Raw genomic sequence first — 17,319 nt, forward strand, 5'->3', positions numbered from 1 at the left:
TCACGGCAGTTCGGACTACCGCTTTGAGGCATCTGCCTGCGGCGGGACGGGTTGAGCCGCGGCGGGCGTGGCGACCGAAAGTCCATAGAGCCTCCAACTGCCGCCGACGTTCTGAAACAGCAAATCGAAATCGATCTGCAATGGTCTCGTCGGAATATTGCCGCTCAGCCGCAGCATGCCGTTGGCATTGACGCTGGGCGGCACCGACAATCGCGGCGCGAGAAGCGCCGCTCCAAACAGGTCGAACTTGCGCGACCGCAGGTCGGAGAAGGCGAGCGCGAGGTCGGCCGCACTGTTTCTGGCCTGGAATTCAGGCGCGGCAAGGTCGCGCAACACCGAATAGTTGCCCGAGCGATTGGCATCATTCAACGTCAGGAGCGAGGAGCGGATGAGATAGAGCGCCTGCTCGATGGCGACCTGAGGCCCGCCCTGCTTTGTCGGTGCTGTGGCTGGCTGAACCGCCCAACGATCCGCGAAGCCGGAAGGCGATGGCTGCGTCTCCGCTCGCACGGGCGCGCAAGCCGCGACGAAGAGAAGGCACGCGGCCAATCGTGAGGATACGATCATGCGCTCACCAGCCCATGCGCAGGCCGACGCGCCCGCCGGCGACTTTCTCGTCCGGCCCGTAGCCGATACCGCCGTTGAACTGCATGTTCCCGTTGAGGCGTAGTGCCGCGTTGAACGCGAGACCGTTGGCGCGCTCAAACGTGCCGTAGTTCATCGTCATGGCAAAGCTCTCGTTCGGCAGCAGCGTCGGTACACCGGCCATGGCAAAGGCCATGGCGACGCCGCTGGTCGCCTTGTTGGTGCGGCTATTGAGGTCGTCGAGCCGCCCGTTGATGGTGGCGAGCTGGCCGTTGATGGCGCCGAGATCGGCCGTCGAGGCTATGCCTAGGGCGCCGAGGGTGGTCGTTGCGAGATTGCCGGCACCGTCGGCCGTCACGAGCTGTGTCGCGCCGCTTTGCGCGGCCTTGCTTGCGGACGAGGTGATGCCGGCCATGGTGTAGGTATTGCTTGCCGTGCCGAACGTCTGCTGGTTGGCGCGCGTCACCGTGGCGCCGTTGCCGAAGGCGGACGAGTTGGCGAAACCGGCGCTGGTGTTGTTACCGACGGCGACGGCGTTGGCGCCGGCAACCGACACGGTGTTGCCGATCGCAATGGCGCCCGATCCGGTGACCGTCGCCGTGTTCGCCATCACCAGCGCATTGGGCGCATTGACGGCGTTGCCGGAGCCGAACACAGAGGAGCCGGCAGCGCTCGCAGTGCCGGCCACGGCATTGTTGGAGCCGACCACGTTGACGCTGTCGCCCCTGCCGGTCTGGTTGGTGCCGTTGATCGTGTTGTTGTCGCCCAGCACGAAGCTGCCATTGCCGTTCAGAATATTCGGATCACCGATAGCGTAGCTGCCATTGCCGCGGACGGTCTGCCCGGTGCCGAACGCGCCGCTGTTGTTGCCGGTGACGCTGTTGCTGGCGCCAACCGCGGTGCTGTTGGCTCCATTCACCCCGATATTGTAGCCGACCGCCGTGCCGTTCGTGCCCGCGGCATAAACGTTGGCGCTGGCACCTATCGCCAAGGCGTTGTCGGCGAGCGCCCGACTGGCGTTGCCAACCGCGGTGCTGGCAATGCCGCCTGCTGCCGCTCCATAGCCTACGGCCGTACTGGCAAAGGCGCCAGCGGCCGCCTGGTAGCCGATCGCCGTGCCGGCAAAGCCTAACGCGGAGCTCTGGTAGCCGAAAGCCGAAGCGTTGGCGCCGCTGGCCGAGCTGGAGGCGCCGGCCGCCGTGCTCCAGAAGCCGCCCGCATAGCTGTGATAGCCCAGCGCCGTGCTCATGCCGCCTGCGGCGAGGCTTCCGGCGCCAAAGGCCGAGGCCTCCGAACCGGCAGCGCTCGAAGCGCCGTATGCGGCACCCTCGGTCGTCGCGCTTGCATTGGCTCCGCAAGCGACGCTCGAAAACGAGCCTGCGGTTGCACCGGCGGCGCTGTTGCTGGCATCGACGCAGACGAACTGCGCCCGCGCGGATGGGGCATCCAGCCAGGCGACGGCGAGCGCGATTGCCGCAGCCGCGAGATTCCCGAGCAAGGGCCGATTGCACCCGCAACGCGCGGCCGTCCTCGCGGCCAACGTCCTTCTCTCGACGATCCGGCCCTCAGCCGGCTTTAACGCAAACGCAATCCCCTGCTCGCTCATCGCTCACCTTCACGTCATTGCAAATTGCGCGGGCCGGCAAACACACAGGTCTAGCCCGCGCGCAATAATATGAATATTCATGTCCGAAGACTGCGGTTCGGCGGTGCGGAAACTTGCCTGTTCGTCCCAATTTGCAGACCAACTGCCCGAGGGAGCGGCCTGGCATGACCAAAATTCCGTATCTGCGCTTTGACAGCGCGGAATTGCCCGCCGGCGAGCGCCTCGACCGCTACCGCGCGATTCTCACGCATTATGAGGTGTCGCTCCCCGACGGCACCGACCACGACACGTTCCAGGTCCACGCCGAAGCGTGGCTGCTCGGCGGCCTGGTCGCCGCATCGACCCGGATGGGGCCGGTGCGCTTCACGCGCTCCGCCGCACTGGCAAAGGCCGATGGCCGCAACTCATTCGCGCTGCTGCTGCTCCGTCGCGGCGCCTGGAGCGGCGAGGTCGAGGGCGAGCCGATCTCCGCCGGCCCCGGCCAGGTGCTGGTTCTGGATCTGACCCGCCCCTTCGATGGCATCGCGACGACGACCGATACCATCAGCCTGGATGTCGAGCGCGATCCCATCGTCAGCGCCGCGCCCGACGGGCTCGACCTGCACGGGCTGGTCCTTGACGGCGCCGCCGGCCGGGTGCTCGCCGATCAGATGGCGCTGTTGCGGAGAAGGCTCCCGGCGATGGACGAGACCGACGCGTCCGAGGCGGTGCAGACAACGCTCGGGCTGCTGCGCGGATGTTTTGGCGTGGCTGCGCGGCCGCGCGAGCAAGGGCTTGCCCGGCGTGACATCGGCATCCTTCATCGCGCCAGCCGTTTCATCGACCAGAATCTGGGCCATCCCAACCTCTCGGTGGCGACGATCTGCCGCGAGATCGGCGTATCACGCTCGGTGCTCTATCGCGTCTTTGAGCCGCTCGCAGGCGTCGCGGATTACATCCGCGGGCGGCGGCTCGAGGCGATCCACGTACTGCTCGACGACGCAGGCGAGGAGCGCTGGAATGCAGAGATCGCCGCTGAATTCGGCTTTGTGAGCCAGGCGCATTTCAGCCGTAGCTTCCGGCAACGCTTCGGCTATTCGCCACGCGCAGCGCGCGACGCCCGCCTGCACGATCTTGCAGCCGTGGTCGAAGCCGTCCCCGAGCTGTTTCGCGAATGGATTGGCCGGCTCGGCTGAATCGCCGGAGTAGGCAGAACCAAATGAAACGGCCGGGCAACTCCTCGCCGCCCGACCGCATTCGATGTCTCGCTTCCCTACTCCGCCGGCGCGGCGTGCATCTCCGGATGCGCGGCGTAGTGCTCGCTGGTGCCGAGCTTGCTGGTCGCGAACAGGCCGGCCGACACCACGGCATAGGCGAGTGCGACCGCCGGCGTCACGCCAAAGCCGCCGCCGATGCCGACGGCTTCGCCGTGCATGAAGCCGAAGTAGGTCAGGATGGCACCGACCAGCGCGAAGGCGGAGGCCTTCTCGAAATCGCGCTCGATGATGAAGACACCGATCGCACCCAGGATGAGGCCGCCGAGGATGGAGCCGCCGCCCATCACCTCCAGGCCGTGATAGAACACGCCCTGCTGCGGCAGCGCGGCGATCGCGGCGGCCTTGACCGCGTCGGCCTTGTCAGCGGCCATTCCGCCGACCGTCGCCGCAGCCGTCATGGTCGAGCCAAGCATGGTGTCGATCTGGAGCTTGGCCCAGGCGGCAAGATGCGGCGTCAACGCCAGCACGATCGCGGGCGCGTGCTTGACCGGCGTGGTCTGGAACGCCTGCGCGCCGATGAGCATGCCGATATAGAGCAGGATCGGCGAGATCGCGACGACGGGCACCAGTGCCAGCAGCACCGAGATGATGCCGAACCAGGCCAGCACCACGACCATGATGCCGGTCGCAGCCGAATAGCCGATACGGCCGCCCATCGCCTTCCAGCCGGGATGGCCGATATAGACCGCATTGATGAAAGGATTGCCCATCAGGCAGCCGATCAGGCTGACGACGCCGTCGGCGGTCAGCACGCGCGTGGTCGGATATTCGTCGCCGGCCGCTTCCGCGCTCTCGACATTGTCCATGGCCTCGACGAGGTCGTAGATGCCGAACGGAACGGCGGTGACCAGGATGATGCCGAGGAATTCGAAGCCGGAGAAGACGTAGCCCACGGCCGGGATCGGCACCGAGAAGCCGAAGTTCGCGAAAGCGGCTCCAACACCTGCGATGCTCAATCCGCCAAGGCCGAGCCCGAACAGGTTGGAGCCCCAGGCGATGATCATGCCGGCCGCGATCGCAACCAGACCAGCGGGAATGCCGCGCCAATATTTCACGCCGCCGAACCAGCTCACCAGGATGATGGCGAAGCAGACGAGGCCAATCTGCGGCGTCATGTACATCTCCAGCGCAGGCCGCATCGAGATGAAGGTGACGGAGACGCCGGCGAGCGTGCCGAGCAGCGCCGCGCGCGGCGTGATCTTGCGGATGAACGGCGCAATGAAGCCGCCGATCATCAGGATGAAGCTCTGGAAGAACACCCAGACGAGGCCGGCCGACCAGCCCTTGAGCGGATCACCGGTCTTCAGCGTGATCGGCAGCATGATCACGAAGGTGACGATGAACATGTGCGGCACGCTGACGCCCGACGGAAGCGCGCAGACGTCGCTGCGGCCGGTCTTCTGCGCCAGGCGATAGGCGAGATACGCGTAATAGAAGGTGGAGAGGCACATCATCAGCCCGAGCGCCGGCAGGATGCGGCCGAACACGAGGCTATCAGGCATCTTCAGGACGAAGCGAAGCAGGCCCGTGAGCACCAGCATGTTGACGAGGATGTTGGTGCCGAAGCCGAAAAACGCGTTCCAGTCGCCGGATGTCCATAGTGCCGGCTTGAACTCAGACTTGCCGGCCGTCCCCGTCAATGTGCTCATGATAATACCCCTATGTGGTCGAAACCTTCATTGCCTCCAGGACTGCGCCCGAGTCCGCGACCCAGCCGAAGATGCCGCCTTGGGCCTTGATCATCCTCAGGCCCATCTCGTGAAACTCGGGGAAGTAGGACGCGCAGCCGTCGGAGATGACGACGCAGCGATAGCCGCGGTCATTGGCCTCGCGCACGGTGGTGTTGACGCACACTTCGGTGGTGACGCCGCACACCAGCAAGTTCTCGATGCCGTATTTCTCCAGAACGTCGGTGAGCTCGGTGGCGTAGAACGCGCCCTTGCCGGGCTTGTCGATCACGACCTCGCTGTCGAGCGGATAGAGTTCCGGGATGATGTCGTGGCCGGCTTCGCCGCGAATGAGGATGCGGCCCATCGGGCCGGGATCGCCGATGCGCAAGGACGGCGCGCCGCGCTCAACCTTTGCCGGCGGCGCGTCGGACAGATCGGGCAGATGGCCCTCGCGGGTGTGGATCACCAGCATGCCGGTGTCGCGCGCAGCTTTCAGCAGCGCGCCGATCGGCTTCACCGCGCGCGCAAGCTGGCTGACGTCATTGCCGAGCGTCTCGCCAAAGCCGCCGGGCTCCATGAAGTCACGCTGCATGTCGATGATGACGAGCGCCGTACTCGACCAGTCGAGCTTGATCGGCTCGGGCTCGGCGCTGATGACGCCCAGTGTCGGCTTGGGTGAGTTCAACATGACGCCCCTCGCGAGAACTCTCTTTACGGAGAGTTCTGCAAGCGCCGTGCCATTGTGTACAATTGCGGTAGGACGTGAGCCGCGAGCGAATTCGTTGTGCGGTCAGAAGGTTACGTCAGAGATCGACGTCTGCTTATTCCCTGTGCGACGGCTTTGCGACGTGCATTTGCTTAAGAGATGGGCGGCGCACGACGCACTCTCCGCCGTCATTTCGGGGCGACGCGTCAGCGTCGAGCCCGGAATCCATCGGGCCGCAGTACGCGAGGTGAAATGGATTCCGGGTTCGCGCTACGCGCGCCCCGGAATGACCGAGCAGAGTATGTGGCGACGCCTAGCGCCTACCGCCCTGCCCCATACAGCTGCCCATACTCATTCTCATACGACGCATACGAATCCTTCAGCGTCGCCATGTTGAGCAACATCGTCGCAACCATCGTGCCCGCCCTGTCGAACACCCGTGTCTTCACCCAGGCACTCTCGGTGCGGCGGCTGCCGGAGAGCGCGACCACCTCACGCTCGACCTCGTACTCTTCGTCGACGAAGAGCGGGCCCTTCACCAGGCGGATCTCCTGATCGGCGAACAGGCCGACCGCCGGGCCCTTGGCCGGCAGCGGATCCTCCTTGGAGCGGTACTGGAACAACACACTCAGCATTTCCATCGGAATGATCGGCCTGCGCCACGGATCGTCGGCGGTCGCGTAGTAAGGGGAGTTCTCGGTGATGACGGAGAGCTTCTGCCGCAGCGAAAACGGATAGAGGTCGCCCATGTTCTGGTCGAACGCCATCCGCACGCTCTGCCGCTTGCTCGTCTGCGCCACCTTCACGTCGCGCAGGATCACGGGATCGGTGAGCGGCTTGAGCTCCGTAAGACGCGTCTCCAGCGCAGTCTGGGCGTGCGGCTCACCGACCGAGGCCGTGCCGCGCAGTACCTCGGTGCCGTCGCGCTTCACCATCTGGACCTGGCACTGACTCGTCCCCGGCAGCGGCTTCGACAGGATCGCCTGCACCTCCTCACCCTCGTAGCAGACGCTGCGATAATGCGCCGAGAGGCAACCGGTCTCGAACCAGGCCCGCCCCCACAAGCGCTCGCCGAGCGGAGCGAACTGGCTGAAATGCGTCGGACCCTCGATGGTGCCGCCCTTAAAGCCGAGCTTCTGCGCGGTCGCGTCGTCGTGGATCGAGGCATGCGCGTCGTAGGTCTGCGCTTGCAACATCTGGCGCGGCCGGCGCCACGGGCCGGTCAGGGCCTCGGCCGTCTCGGTGATCTCGGTGTCGAATGCATTTGCAGCCATGGTGCTCTCCACTGGAAGCCATGACTAGCAGGAGCGCCACGGATGCGGCCAGCGATATTGACTTCGCGGCCCCATGCCTTTGACTGTCACAATTCGCGTCGCGCAGCCGCAACCCCTCCCGCAGCGCAAACCCCACGCCGAACGAGACACGAGGACTCCTGAAATGACGCTGATGCAGGTCGAGCTGGACGATAAATACCGGCTCGAATCGAAGCGGATCTTCCTGTCCGGCACGCAGGCCCTGGTCCGCCTGCCCATGTTGCAGCGCGAACGCGACCGGCTCCAGGGGCTCAACACCGGCGGCTTCATCTCGGGCTATCGCGGTTCCCCGCTCGGCATGTACGACCACGCGCTGTGGCGCGCGAAGTCTTTCCTCCAGCAGCACGACATCGCCTTCGTCCCCGGACTGAACGAGGATCTGGCGGCGACCGCGGTCTGGGGCAGCCAGCAGGTCGGCCTATTCCCCGGCGCCAAGGTCGATGGCGTGTTCGGCATCTGGTACGGCAAGGGTCCCGGCGTCGACCGCTCGGTCGACGCGCTCAAGCACGCCAATGCGGCCGGAACCTCGCTCAACGGCGGCGTGCTCGCGCTGGCCGGCGACGACCATGGCTGCCAGTCCTCGACACTGGCGCATCAGAGCGAGCAGGTGTTCGCGGCGGCGCTGATCCCCGTGATCAATCCGGCGACGCTGCAGGACTATCTCGATCTCGGCCTCTACGGCTTTGCACTGTCGCGCTTCTCCGGCTGCTGGGTCGGCTTCAAGGCGATTAGCGAGACGGTCGAGAGTTCGGCCTCCATCTACAGCGATCCCGAACGCATCAAGATCGTGCTTCCCGATGATTTCGAGATGCCGCCCGGCGGCCTCAACATCCGCTGGCCCGATCCGCCGCTGGAGGCCGAGCGGCGCCTGTTCGGCCCGAAGATGGCCGCGGTGCAGGCTTTTGCCCGCGCCAACCAGCTCGATCGCATCGTGCTGGATTCCAAGCCGGCCCGGCTCGGCATCGTCGCGACCGGCAAGGCCTATCTCGATCTGCGCCAGGCGCTCGCTGACCTCGGCATCACCGACAAGGACGCGCAGGATCTGGGCTTGCGCATCTACAAGGTCGCGCTGACCTGGCCGCTGGAGGAAAGCGGAGCAAGGCGCTTCGCCGAAGGCCTTCAAGATGTGCTGGTGGTCGAGGAGAAGCGCGGCTTCATCGAAGACCAGCTGATGCGCATCCTTTACAACATCGATGCGTCCAGGCGCCCGACCGTGACAGGCAAGCGCGACGAGCGTGGCGCACCGCTGCTGCCGAGCGAGGGCGAGCTGACGCCGACCATCGTCGCCGGCGCGCTGGTGGCGCGTTTGCGCAAGCTCGGCCATCACAGCCCGGTGCTGGAGCAGCGCCTCGCCCGGCTCGAGGCATTCGACAATCCCGTCACATCAAGTTCGCAGATCAAGCTCGCGCGCACGCCGTTCTTCTGCTCGGGCTGCCCGCATAACTCCTCGACGCGCGTGCCCGAAGGCAGCCGCGCCATGGCCGGCATCGGCTGCCACGGCATGGCCCTGAGCATGCCGACCCGCCGCACCGACCTGATCTCGCACATGGGCGCCGAGGGCGTGAACTGGATCGGCCAGTCACCGTTCACCACCGAGAAGCACATTTTCCAGAATCTCGGCGACGGCACCTATACCCATTCCGGCCTGCTGGCATTGCGCGCCGCCTCCGCCGCCGGCATCAACATCACCTACAAGATCCTCTACAACGACGCCGTCGCGATGACCGGCGGCCAGCCCGCCGAAGGCGCCTTCAATGTCGCGCAGATCGCGCACCAGGTCTGGGCCGAAGGCGTCAAGCGGCTCGCGATCGTCTCGGACGATCCCAGCAAATATCCGCAAGGTGATTACTTCCCGCAAGGCGCGACCATCCATCACCGCCGCGAACTGGACGCAGTGCAGCGCGAGCTGCGCGACATCAAGGGTCTTACCGTCGTGATCTACGACCAGACCTGCGCGGCGGAAAAGCGCCGTCGCCGCAAGCGCGGGCTCTATCCCGATCCGGCAAAACGCGCCTTCATCAACGAGCTCGTCTGCGAAGGCTGCGGCGATTGCTCGCAGGCCTCCAACTGCGTCTCGGTGCAACCGCTGGAGACCGAGTTCGGCCGCAAGCGCCAGATCGACCAGTCGAACTGCAACAAGGACTTTTCCTGCGTCGAAGGCTTCTGCCCGAGCTTTGTCACCATGCATGGAGGCACGCTGAAGCGGATGAAGACCTCGGCCGTGGACTCCGGCCAGCTGTTCGCCGATCTGCCGCTGCCGTCGGCGCGCGAGCTCGACGGACCCTACAACATCCTCGTCACCGGCATCGGCGGCACCGGCGTCATCACCATCGGCGCCCTGCTCGGCATGGCCGCCCATGTCGACGGCCGCGGCTGCTCGGCGCTGGATTTTACAGGCCTGTCGCAGAAGAACGGCGCGGTGATGAGCCATGTCCGCATCGCGCCGAGGCCGGAGGATATCTCCGCGGTCCGCATCACCACCGGCGGCGCCGACGTCATCCTCGGCTGCGACATGATCGTCTCGGCTGGCCCGACTGCGCTCAGCCGCGCCGAGCGCGGCGTGACCAAGGCCTATATCAACGCCGACCTGCAGCCGACCGCGAGCTTCGTGCAAAACCCCGATCTCGATTTCGAGCTGGGCACGATGCAGACCGTGCTGCGCGATGCCGTCGGTGACAAGAACCTCGACATCATCGACGCCACCGGCATTGCCGCCGCGCTGATGGGCGACAGCATCGCGACCAATCCCTTCATGCTCGGCTTCGCGTTCCAGAAGGGCGCGATCCCGCTGTCGCTGGAGGCCCTGCTCCGCGCCATCGAGATCAACGGCGCCGCAATCGAGATGAACAAGCTCGCCTTCACCTGGGGCCGCCTCGCCGCCCACGACATGTCGCGGGTGCGCAGCGTGCTCCAGTTCAAGAACAGGGCGTCCGCGCCGACAAAATCGCTGGATGACATCATCGCGACCCGGGCGGAGTTTCTGACCAATTATCAGGACAAGGCCTATGCCGACCGCTACCTCGCGGCCGTCGCCAAGGTGCGCAAGGCGGAAACGGCAGCTTCGCCCGCCTCCACTGAGCTGACCGACGCCGTGGCAAAAAACCTGTTCAAGCTGATGTCCTACAAGGACGAGTACGAGGTCGCCCGCCTCTATACCGATGGCAGCTTTGCGAAGAAGGTGTCCGAAAAGTTCGACGGCGACTTCACGCTGAAGTATCACCTCGCTCCGCCGATCTTCGCCAAGCGCGACAAGGCGACGGGCCGGCTTCAGAAGCAGGAGTTCGGCGGCTGGATGATCCACGCCTTCCGCGTTCTTGCAAAACTGAAATTCCTGCGCGGCGGCGCCTTCGATCCGTTTGGTCGCACCGACGAGCGCCGGACCGAGCGGAAGCTGATAGCGGATTATGTTGCGATGATCGAGCAGCGGATGGCCGGGCTGACGGCGGAGCAGATCCCACTGCTGGCGCGGCTCGCGAGGGTGCCGGAGAGCATCCGCGGCTTCGGGCATGTCAAGGAAGCCAATATCAAGCTGGCGGCGGCCGAGGCGGCGCGGCTGGAAGCGGAGCTCGAGAACAGCCGCTTTGCGGCGGCGGCGGAGTAGCGGTTAGGCGCGAGCTCTCTCCGCGCGTCATTGCGAGGAGCGAAGCGACGAAGCAATCCAGGATCTTTCCGCGGAGGCGGCCTGGATTGCTTCGCTGCGCTCGCAATGACGAGATTGTGGAGTGCGCTTGCCACACGCTTGGTGTCATCGCCCGCGAAAGCGGGCGATCCAGTACGCCGCGGCAGTTATTGTTGATCTCGCCGTCTCTGGAATACTGGATGCCCCGCTTTCGCGGAGCATGACAGCGGTGGAGATGGCTAGACCGGCGCTGCGGCCGCACCCGCTGCGACTGCTGCATTCCCCTCCGCCAGATGCCGTCCCGCGATGTACCCGAACGTCAGCGCCGGTCCGAGCGTGATGCCCGGCCCGGGACAATTGCCATTCATGATCGAGCCCATGTCGTTGCCGCAGGCGTAGAGGCCCGCGACCGGTGTGCCGTCCCCGCGCAGCACGCGGGCCTGCGGATCCACCTTCATGCCGATGGCGGTGCCGAGATCGGCCGGATAGATGCGCATCGCGAAGAACGGCGCGCGGAGGATCGGCGCGACGCAGGGGTTGGGCTTGTGAGCGGTATCGCCGAGATGACGCTGGTAGATCGTGCTGCCGCGGCCGAATTCGGGATCGCGGCCCTCGTTGGCATCGGCGTTGTAGCTTGCAATCGTCGCCTTGAGCGTGGTTGGCTTGATGCCGATCTTCGCCGCCAGCTGCACGATGTCAGGCGCCTCGACCAACTCGCCGCTCGCCACATAGCGCCGCACCCTGCGCGTGAACGGCTTGATGCGGCCGAGGCCGTAGGCCCATAGGAACGCGTGGTCGCAGATCAGATAGAACGGCCGGTCCGGCTCGCCATTGCCATCGCGCAGCATGGCGAGCACGAACTCATGGTACGACAACGCCTCGTTGACGAAGCGACGGCCGGCGGCGTTGACCGCGATCACGCCGGGCTTGGCGCGGTCGGTCACCGTGTGCGGAAAGACTCCGCGGCTGCCATCGGCGCGACGGAACAACGAGGCCGGCACCCAATAGGCCGGGCTCGTCGCGTCCGTATTGAGCGCGGCGCCGACCGTGGCCGCGAGCCGAAGCCCATCGCCTGTGCTTGATGGGTTGGCTGCCGAGACGAAGCCGGCTGCACGCGGAAAAAAGCGCTTGCGCAAGGTCGCATCGTGCGAGAAGCCGCCAGTCGCCAGCACCACGCCGCGACGCGCGGCGATCGGGCGGTCACGCGCGCCGTGACGGACGACGACGCCATCGACGCGATCGCCCTGCATCGACAAATCCTCGACATCCGCGCTGAACAGGATCTCGACCTGCCGCGCCAGCAACGAGGCGTAGAGCCGCGCCGCGAGCGCATTGCCGAGATGCAGCGTCGTGCCGCGCGGGCTGTGCAGCCGCTGCAGCGCGTATGCGGAAACCAGCCGCGTAGCGCGCAACGTCGAACGCAGCGATTTTCCGGCACGCCGCAGATGCGGGATATCGAGCGGATCGACCATCATCCCGCCGAACAGCGTGAACTCCGGCAGTGGCGGCCGCAGGCGCGCAAAAGCCTGGCCGAGCCGTGTGCCGTCGAAAGCGACCGGCTCCAGCACGCGTCCGCCTGATGTTGCGCCCAATCGTTCCGGATAACAATCCGGATAGACGTTCACGGGCTGGAGCCGCACCTCGGTATTGGCTTCGAGCCATGCGACCGCCTCCGGGCCACGCGTCAGGAAAGCAGCGCGCAGGCCCGCATTGGCAGGCTCGGGAACCGTGCTCGACAGATATTGAACTGCATCCGTGATGCTGTCGGAGAGTCCTGCCTCTTTCATCCTGGCATTGGCGGGGATCCAGACCATGCCGCCGGACCGCGCCGTGGTGCCGCCGACGAAGGCGGTCTTCTCGATCACCAGCACGCGCAGACCTTCAGCGGCAGCCACTGCCGCGGCGGTCATGCCACCGGCACCGGCGCCGATGACAATGACATCGTAGGTCTCATGCGCCGGCATCATGCGGCAAGGGTCCGAGGGCGAGGCATGACACCGTCATACCCCGCCCGAGCAGAGATAGGCCATAGTCTGATGCCGGCGCTTCACCTCTCCCTACGGGAGAGGTAACACCGCGTCCTCGGCTTGGACCAAAGCCAAAGAAGGTTTAGCGCGCCGGCTTGCGCTCGATCGGGTCGATATCGATCGCCCGCAGGCGGCCGAGCCGCAGCACGTCCATGGCGAGCCGTCGGCCGATCCGGTCGCGGTCGAGCACGCGGATCAGATCGTCGACGCCGTTGATCTCGACGCCGTCGAGCCTGATCACGACGTCGCCGGGCAGCAGGCCCGCCTTGGCCGCCGGGCCGTCAGGCTCGATCTGCATCAACAGCGCGCCCATCTTGTTCTCGACGCCGGCCAGCACCGCATGCCGCCGCGGGACCGGCGCGGTCTGCCCGGCCACGCCGATATAGGCGCGACGGACATAGCCGTGGCGGATGATCTCCGACAGCACGAATTGCGCGGTGTTGCTGGCGACCGCAAAGCAGATGCCTTGCGCGCCGTTGATGATGGCCGTGTTGATGCCGATCACCTCGGCATTCGACGACACCAGCGGCCCGCCGGAATTGCCGGGATTGAGCGCGGCATCGGTCTGGATCACGTCCTCGATGGTGCGCCCGCTCACCGAACGGATCGAGCGGCCGAGCGCCGAGACCACGCCGGCCGTGACGGTCGATTCGAAGCCGAGCGGATTGCCGATCGCGATCACCAGCTGGCCGCGCTTGAGGCTCTTGGAATTGCCGAGCGCGGCATAGGGCAGATCGCGCACGCCGTTGGCGCGGAGTAGCGCAAGATCGGTATCGGGATCGACGCCGAGCACCCGGGCATCGCCGACATGGCCCTCGACATCCCGCAGCCGGATCTCCTTGGAGGAGCCGACCACATGGCTGTTGGTGAGCACGAGTCCGTCAGGCGAGATCACGATGCCCGAGCCGAGCCCGCCGCGCTCGCGGCCATTCGGCACCTTGGGACCGGTCTCGACCCGCACGACCGCTGGGCCGACGCGGTCGGTCACGTCGATCACAGCATTGGAATAGGCATCCAGCAGCGCCCGGTCATCGGCCGGGGCAGCCGCCGTCGTCCGCGATGACGAGGCGTCATCGGCGATATCTGAGGTGAAATCCAGCATGGCAAGAGTCCTTGGGGCTCACACACATGGTGGCCTGTTCCCTCCTACGCAAGGGACCCGCCCGGGGGCGCAGGGCTGGACTGCCAGTGCTTGACTACCCAGCTGGCTAGGGCACCCGCCGCAGCGTGCCCGCCCTCGCCTTGACCGGATCGAGCAACGACCAGTCGCCATCCGGGAGCACATGGCCCTTGGGGAACGGCGCGCGCAGCTCGAGCCCGAGCGAGCGCAGCACGCGGTCGTCGCGGTAGTAACATTGCAGCACGACGCGAACGAGCGTTGCGGCAGGCGCGCCGCCGTGCTTGCGAAACTCCTGCGCCACCGCATCGCGCGCGGCAGGTTCGAGATCAGCGAGCGGCATCCCCGCAAGCCGCGCCAGATGGTCGAGCGCTGCCGCGACAGGTCTGGTGTCGCGGCCGAGCGTTGCAAGGATGTCGGCCTGGATGATCTCGTCGTCGGCGCCGGGGGCGCGATATTCCTCGCTCGGAGGAATGATCATCGCGGCGATGGTGCGCAAGTCCTGGCGCTGCCGCGGCGTGAGGGTCGGCTGATCAGTCATGGCGTACTCTCGTTAGTTCATTCCCGCCGCAAAGACGGTGCGCTCCCTCCGCCGCTCGCGGGGGAGGGTTGGGGGGAGGGTGTCTCCACAGAGGGATTCCCCCAGAGGAGAAAGCCCACACCCGGCACTTCGCACCGACCTCTCCCGCAATCGGGAGAGGTACACGGAGGTCGCGGCTCGCTTCGATCCACATCATCTCAATCGAACAAATTGGCGAGGCGCTGCTTCATCTGATCCGCGATGTAGAGCGCGAGGGCCTGGATGGTCGAAGTCGGGTTCACCCCGCCCGAGGTGACGAAGATGCTGCCGTCGACGATGAACAGGTTCTTCACGTCGTGCGTGCGGCCCCATTCGTTGACCACGGAGCGCGCGGGATCGGTGCCCATGCGCGCGGTGCCGAGCAGATGCCAGCCGCCCCAGGGGATCGGCGAGTTGACGCAGATGTCAGTCGCCCCCGCCGTCTCGAGAAACTCCCGGCCGCGCGCCAGCCCATGCTCCATCATCTTCCGGCTGTTCTCGCTGATCGTGTAGTCGACCTTCGGCGCGGGAATGCCGTGGCTGTCCTTTAGCACCGGATCGAGCGTGACCTGGTTGTGCTCCTCCGGCAGATCCTCGCAGATCGCGGAGAAGCCGAGCCGGTGCCCGTTGAGCTTGCGGAAGACGCGGTGATGATCTTCGCCCCAGGGCAGAATGCCCTTCTGCTCGCTGACCACGGCCTCGAACACCGGACCTGCGCCGCGCACGAACTGCACGCCATAGCCGCGCACGAAGCCGCGCGACAAGTCGGTGTCGTACCACTCCTTGCTCCACAGGCAGGTCGGCGGCGCGCGATTGCTGTCGGTCGGCTCCTTCACATAGCCGTAGATCTGCGCATAGGGATGGAACATCAGGTTCTTGCCGACGAGGCCGGACGAATTGGCAAGGCCGTTCGGGAAGCGGCTGGATTTCGAGTTGAGCAGCAGCCGCGGCGTGCCGACGCCATTGCAGGCGATGATGACGACATGCGCCGGCTGGAACTGCGCTACGCCGTCCTTGTCGTAATAGACCACGCCCGAGGCCATGCCGTTCTCGTCGGTGGTGATCTCGCGCACCCGGCAATGGGTGCGCAGCTCGACGCCGGCGCGGATGGCGTGCGGCCAATAGGTGATGTCGGTCGACGACTTTGCGCCTTGCGCGCAGGCCGGCGTGCAATGGCCGAGATTGATGCACCGCGCGCGGCCCTCATAGTCCATGGTCGCGACCGTGGTGTCCGACGGCCACCAGTGCCAGCCGAGCTTGTTCATGGTCTTGCCGATGATCACGCCGGACAATCCCATCGGCTGCTGCGGCATCGGCGGATGCGTCAGCGGCGACAGCGGATCGCCCGACATCCCCGACGTTCCCATCATGCGGTCGTTCTCTTCGAAGAACGGCGTCAGCGCGTCGTAGTCGATCGGCCAGTCGTCGGCGACACCGTCGAACGTCTTCACCTTGAAATCGGAAGGATGCAGCCGCGGCCAGTGCGCGGTGTACATCACGGTGGAGCCGCCGACCGCGTTGTAGTTGACGACCTTGATCGGCGAATTGTCGTCGTTGATCGGATAGTCCTCGGGCCGGCCGCGCACGTTGGGGCTCGACGACCACTCGCCGTAGAACTTCGCCTCCCAGTCCCGCCCCGTGCTCGGATACTCCGCCGGGTTCATCCAGCCGCCCTGCTCCAGGCAGAGGATGTGCATCTTGGTCTCGGCCAGCGACCACGCCACCGCCGCGCCCGACGCGCCGGCACCGATGATCAGGACGTCCACGGGATCTTTCATCGCAACCTTGCCCTCCCCTCGCCGCTTCCCGGGCGATTCGGCCTCCGCAGTCCGGAAGGCTGCGCAAACGATAGGGGCAGAGCGACGGCCGAGTAAAGCCGCGAGGCCGGAATGTCGCACTTCGCAGGGCGCAGACCATTGGTAACGCCTCGTCCGGATGCTAGGAACAATGCGCCAGAGCAATCGATAGCGAGACCGTATGTCCTTCCGAAATTTCTTTGCCGCCGCCCGCGCTTTTGCGCTCGTTTCGTTTTTCGCTCTGCCCGGATTTCTGATCCCGTCCGAACCGGCCGCCGCGCTGACCGCTGCCGCGACGGTCCGGGACGGCAACTCCATCCAGCTCGGCGACGTGACCTATCGGCTCGACGGCGTCGATGCGCCCGAGCTGGACCAGGTCTGCATCGACGACCACGCCGATCCCTGGACCTGCGGCATCGAGGCCCGCGAGCAGCTGAGCAAGCTGATCAACAAGCGCTCGGTGCGCTGCGACGACGTCGGCCCGGAAAAGAGCTTTGGCAAGCGGCACCGCGCGATCTGCACCGCCGAGGGCGACAAGGCGAGCTTGAACGAGCAGCTGGTCAAGCTCGGCTATGCCATCGCGCGCGAGCCGATCAAGGCGAATGTCAAGCCAGCGGCGACCGACGCCAAATCCGCATCGGCCGGGATCTGGAAGGGCTGTTTTGTTGCACCGCAAGATTTCCGGACCGGCAAGAAGGACGGCACGCTGCTGGGCGCCGCCTGCCGCGCCGACCGCGACAAGGAAATCCGCGCGGTGCTATTTCCGGAGGATCTGGCGATGCCGCCGAGCTGCAGCATCAAGGGCAAGCTTGCGGTGCGCGCACGCGTCACCGGCAATATCGGCATCTACCATTTGCGGGGTTGCCCGAGCTACCCGGCGACCACCAAGCCCGACCGCTGGTTCTGCTCGGAGGACGACGCCCAGGCCGCGGGCTTCCGCAAGGCCTACAACTGCCGCCGGCCAAGGTGAAAAATTGGTTCACGCAGCCGTGAGTGGTACTCCGAGACAGTATTGATCCGGAATTGAACTCCAGCGCGAATTGCTACACCTATATGTGTACGCAA

At 65.8% G+C, this 17,319-nt stretch carries 12 protein-coding genes; 3 read left to right on the forward strand and 9 right to left on the reverse strand.

Annotated features, from left to right (window positions below):
* Positions 1–15 precede the first annotated feature (15 nt).
* Positions 16–567, reverse strand: a complete 552-nt coding sequence (locus tag QA642_RS35420; RefSeq protein WP_283081036.1) for a hypothetical protein — start codon at positions 565–567, stop codon at positions 16–18.
* Positions 568–571: 4 nt separating this feature from the next.
* Positions 572–2,083 carry a hypothetical protein gene (locus QA642_RS35425; RefSeq protein WP_283081037.1) on the reverse strand — a complete coding sequence of 504 codons (1,512 nt, stop codon included), beginning with the start codon at positions 2,081–2,083 and terminating at the stop codon, positions 572–574.
* Positions 2,084–2,394: 311 nt separating this feature from the next.
* On the opposite strand from QA642_RS35425, the gene QA642_RS35430 reads away from it, so the two are divergent.
* Positions 2,395–3,366: an AraC family transcriptional regulator gene (locus tag QA642_RS35430; protein WP_283081038.1), complete on the forward strand. Its 972-nt coding sequence runs from the start codon at positions 2,395–2,397 to the stop codon at positions 3,364–3,366.
* A 77-nt stretch (positions 3,367–3,443) separates the two neighbouring features.
* On the opposite strand, the gene QA642_RS35435 is transcribed toward QA642_RS35430, so the two are convergent.
* From QA642_RS35435 to QA642_RS35445, 3 genes are all read right to left on the reverse strand, one after another.
* The gene (locus tag QA642_RS35435) at positions 3,444–5,096 is read right to left on the reverse strand and encodes a regulator (protein ID WP_283081039.1); all 1,653 of its coding nucleotides are present in this window, start codon (positions 5,094–5,096) and stop codon (positions 3,444–3,446) included.
* A gap of 10 nt (positions 5,097–5,106) precedes the next feature.
* Positions 5,107–5,805, reverse strand: coding sequence for an isochorismatase family cysteine hydrolase (locus tag QA642_RS35440; protein ID WP_283081040.1), 699 nt, complete (start codon positions 5,803–5,805; stop codon positions 5,107–5,109).
* 338 nt (positions 5,806–6,143) lie between these two features.
* Complete coding sequence (locus QA642_RS35445) at positions 6,144–7,097, reverse strand: hypothetical protein (protein WP_283081041.1); 954 nt, start codon at positions 7,095–7,097, stop codon at positions 6,144–6,146.
* A 163-nt stretch (positions 7,098–7,260) separates the two neighbouring features.
* Here QA642_RS35445 and QA642_RS35450 point away from each other — a divergent pair, with 163 nt between their 5' ends.
* Positions 7,261–10,737 (forward strand): indolepyruvate ferredoxin oxidoreductase family protein, encoded by a 3,477-nt coding sequence (locus QA642_RS35450; protein ID WP_283081042.1) that lies wholly within the window; start codon positions 7,261–7,263, stop codon positions 10,735–10,737.
* Positions 10,738–10,994: 257 nt separating this feature from the next.
* Here QA642_RS35450 and QA642_RS35455 read toward each other — a convergent pair whose 3' ends face one another.
* From QA642_RS35455 to QA642_RS35470, 4 genes are all read right to left on the reverse strand, one after another.
* A complete protein-coding gene (locus QA642_RS35455) occupies positions 10,995–12,722 on the reverse strand; it encodes an FAD-dependent oxidoreductase (RefSeq protein WP_283081043.1) in 1,728 nt (575 codons plus the stop codon).
* Between the two features lie 142 nt (positions 12,723–12,864).
* Complete coding sequence (locus QA642_RS35460) at positions 12,865–13,884, reverse strand: trypsin-like peptidase domain-containing protein (RefSeq protein WP_283081044.1); 1,020 nt, start codon at positions 13,882–13,884, stop codon at positions 12,865–12,867.
* A 106-nt stretch (positions 13,885–13,990) separates the two neighbouring features.
* A complete protein-coding gene (locus QA642_RS35465) occupies positions 13,991–14,440 on the reverse strand; it encodes a hypothetical protein (RefSeq protein WP_283081045.1) in 450 nt (149 codons plus the stop codon).
* Between the two features lie 197 nt (positions 14,441–14,637).
* The gene (locus QA642_RS35470; protein WP_283081046.1) at positions 14,638–16,236 is read right to left on the reverse strand and encodes a GMC family oxidoreductase; all 1,599 of its coding nucleotides are present in this window, start codon (positions 16,234–16,236) and stop codon (positions 14,638–14,640) included.
* Between the two features lie 199 nt (positions 16,237–16,435).
* Between QA642_RS35470 and QA642_RS35475 the strand changes: the two genes are divergently transcribed.
* On the forward strand, positions 16,436–17,224 hold the full coding sequence (locus tag QA642_RS35475) for a thermonuclease family protein (RefSeq protein WP_283081047.1): 789 nt from the start codon (positions 16,436–16,438) through the stop codon (positions 17,222–17,224).
* The last annotated feature ends 95 nt before the right edge of the window (positions 17,225–17,319 follow it).

Source organism: Bradyrhizobium sp. CB2312, from assembly GCF_029714425.1.
Taxonomy (GTDB): domain Bacteria; phylum Pseudomonadota; class Alphaproteobacteria; order Rhizobiales; family Xanthobacteraceae; genus Bradyrhizobium.

Excerpts from the sequence above, each read along its gene's own strand:
- QA642_RS35455 (WP_283081043.1), bottom strand. The coding sequence starts at position 12,722 with ATGATGCCGGCGCATGAGACCTACGATGTCATTGTCATCGGCGCCGGT.
- QA642_RS35460 (WP_283081044.1), bottom strand. The coding sequence starts at position 13,884 with ATGCTGGATTTCACCTCAGATATCGCCGATGACGCCTCGTCATCGCGG.
- QA642_RS35445 (WP_283081041.1), bottom strand. The coding sequence starts at position 7,097 with ATGGCTGCAAATGCATTCGACACCGAGATCACCGAGACGGCCGAGGCC.
- QA642_RS35435 (WP_283081039.1), bottom strand. The coding sequence starts at position 5,096 with ATGAGCACATTGACGGGGACGGCCGGCAAGTCTGAGTTCAAGCCGGCA.
- QA642_RS35420 (WP_283081036.1), bottom strand. The coding sequence starts at position 567 with ATGATCGTATCCTCACGATTGGCCGCGTGCCTTCTCTTCGTCGCGGCT.
- QA642_RS35440 (WP_283081040.1), bottom strand. The coding sequence starts at position 5,805 with ATGTTGAACTCACCCAAGCCGACACTGGGCGTCATCAGCGCCGAGCCC.
- QA642_RS35475 (WP_283081047.1), top strand. The coding sequence starts at position 16,436 with ATGTCCTTCCGAAATTTCTTTGCCGCCGCCCGCGCTTTTGCGCTCGTT.
- QA642_RS35450 (WP_283081042.1), top strand. The coding sequence starts at position 7,261 with ATGACGCTGATGCAGGTCGAGCTGGACGATAAATACCGGCTCGAATCG.
- QA642_RS35465 (WP_283081045.1), bottom strand. The coding sequence starts at position 14,440 with ATGACTGATCAGCCGACCCTCACGCCGCGGCAGCGCCAGGACTTGCGC.
- QA642_RS35470 (WP_283081046.1), bottom strand. The coding sequence starts at position 16,236 with ATGAAAGATCCCGTGGACGTCCTGATCATCGGTGCCGGCGCGTCGGGC.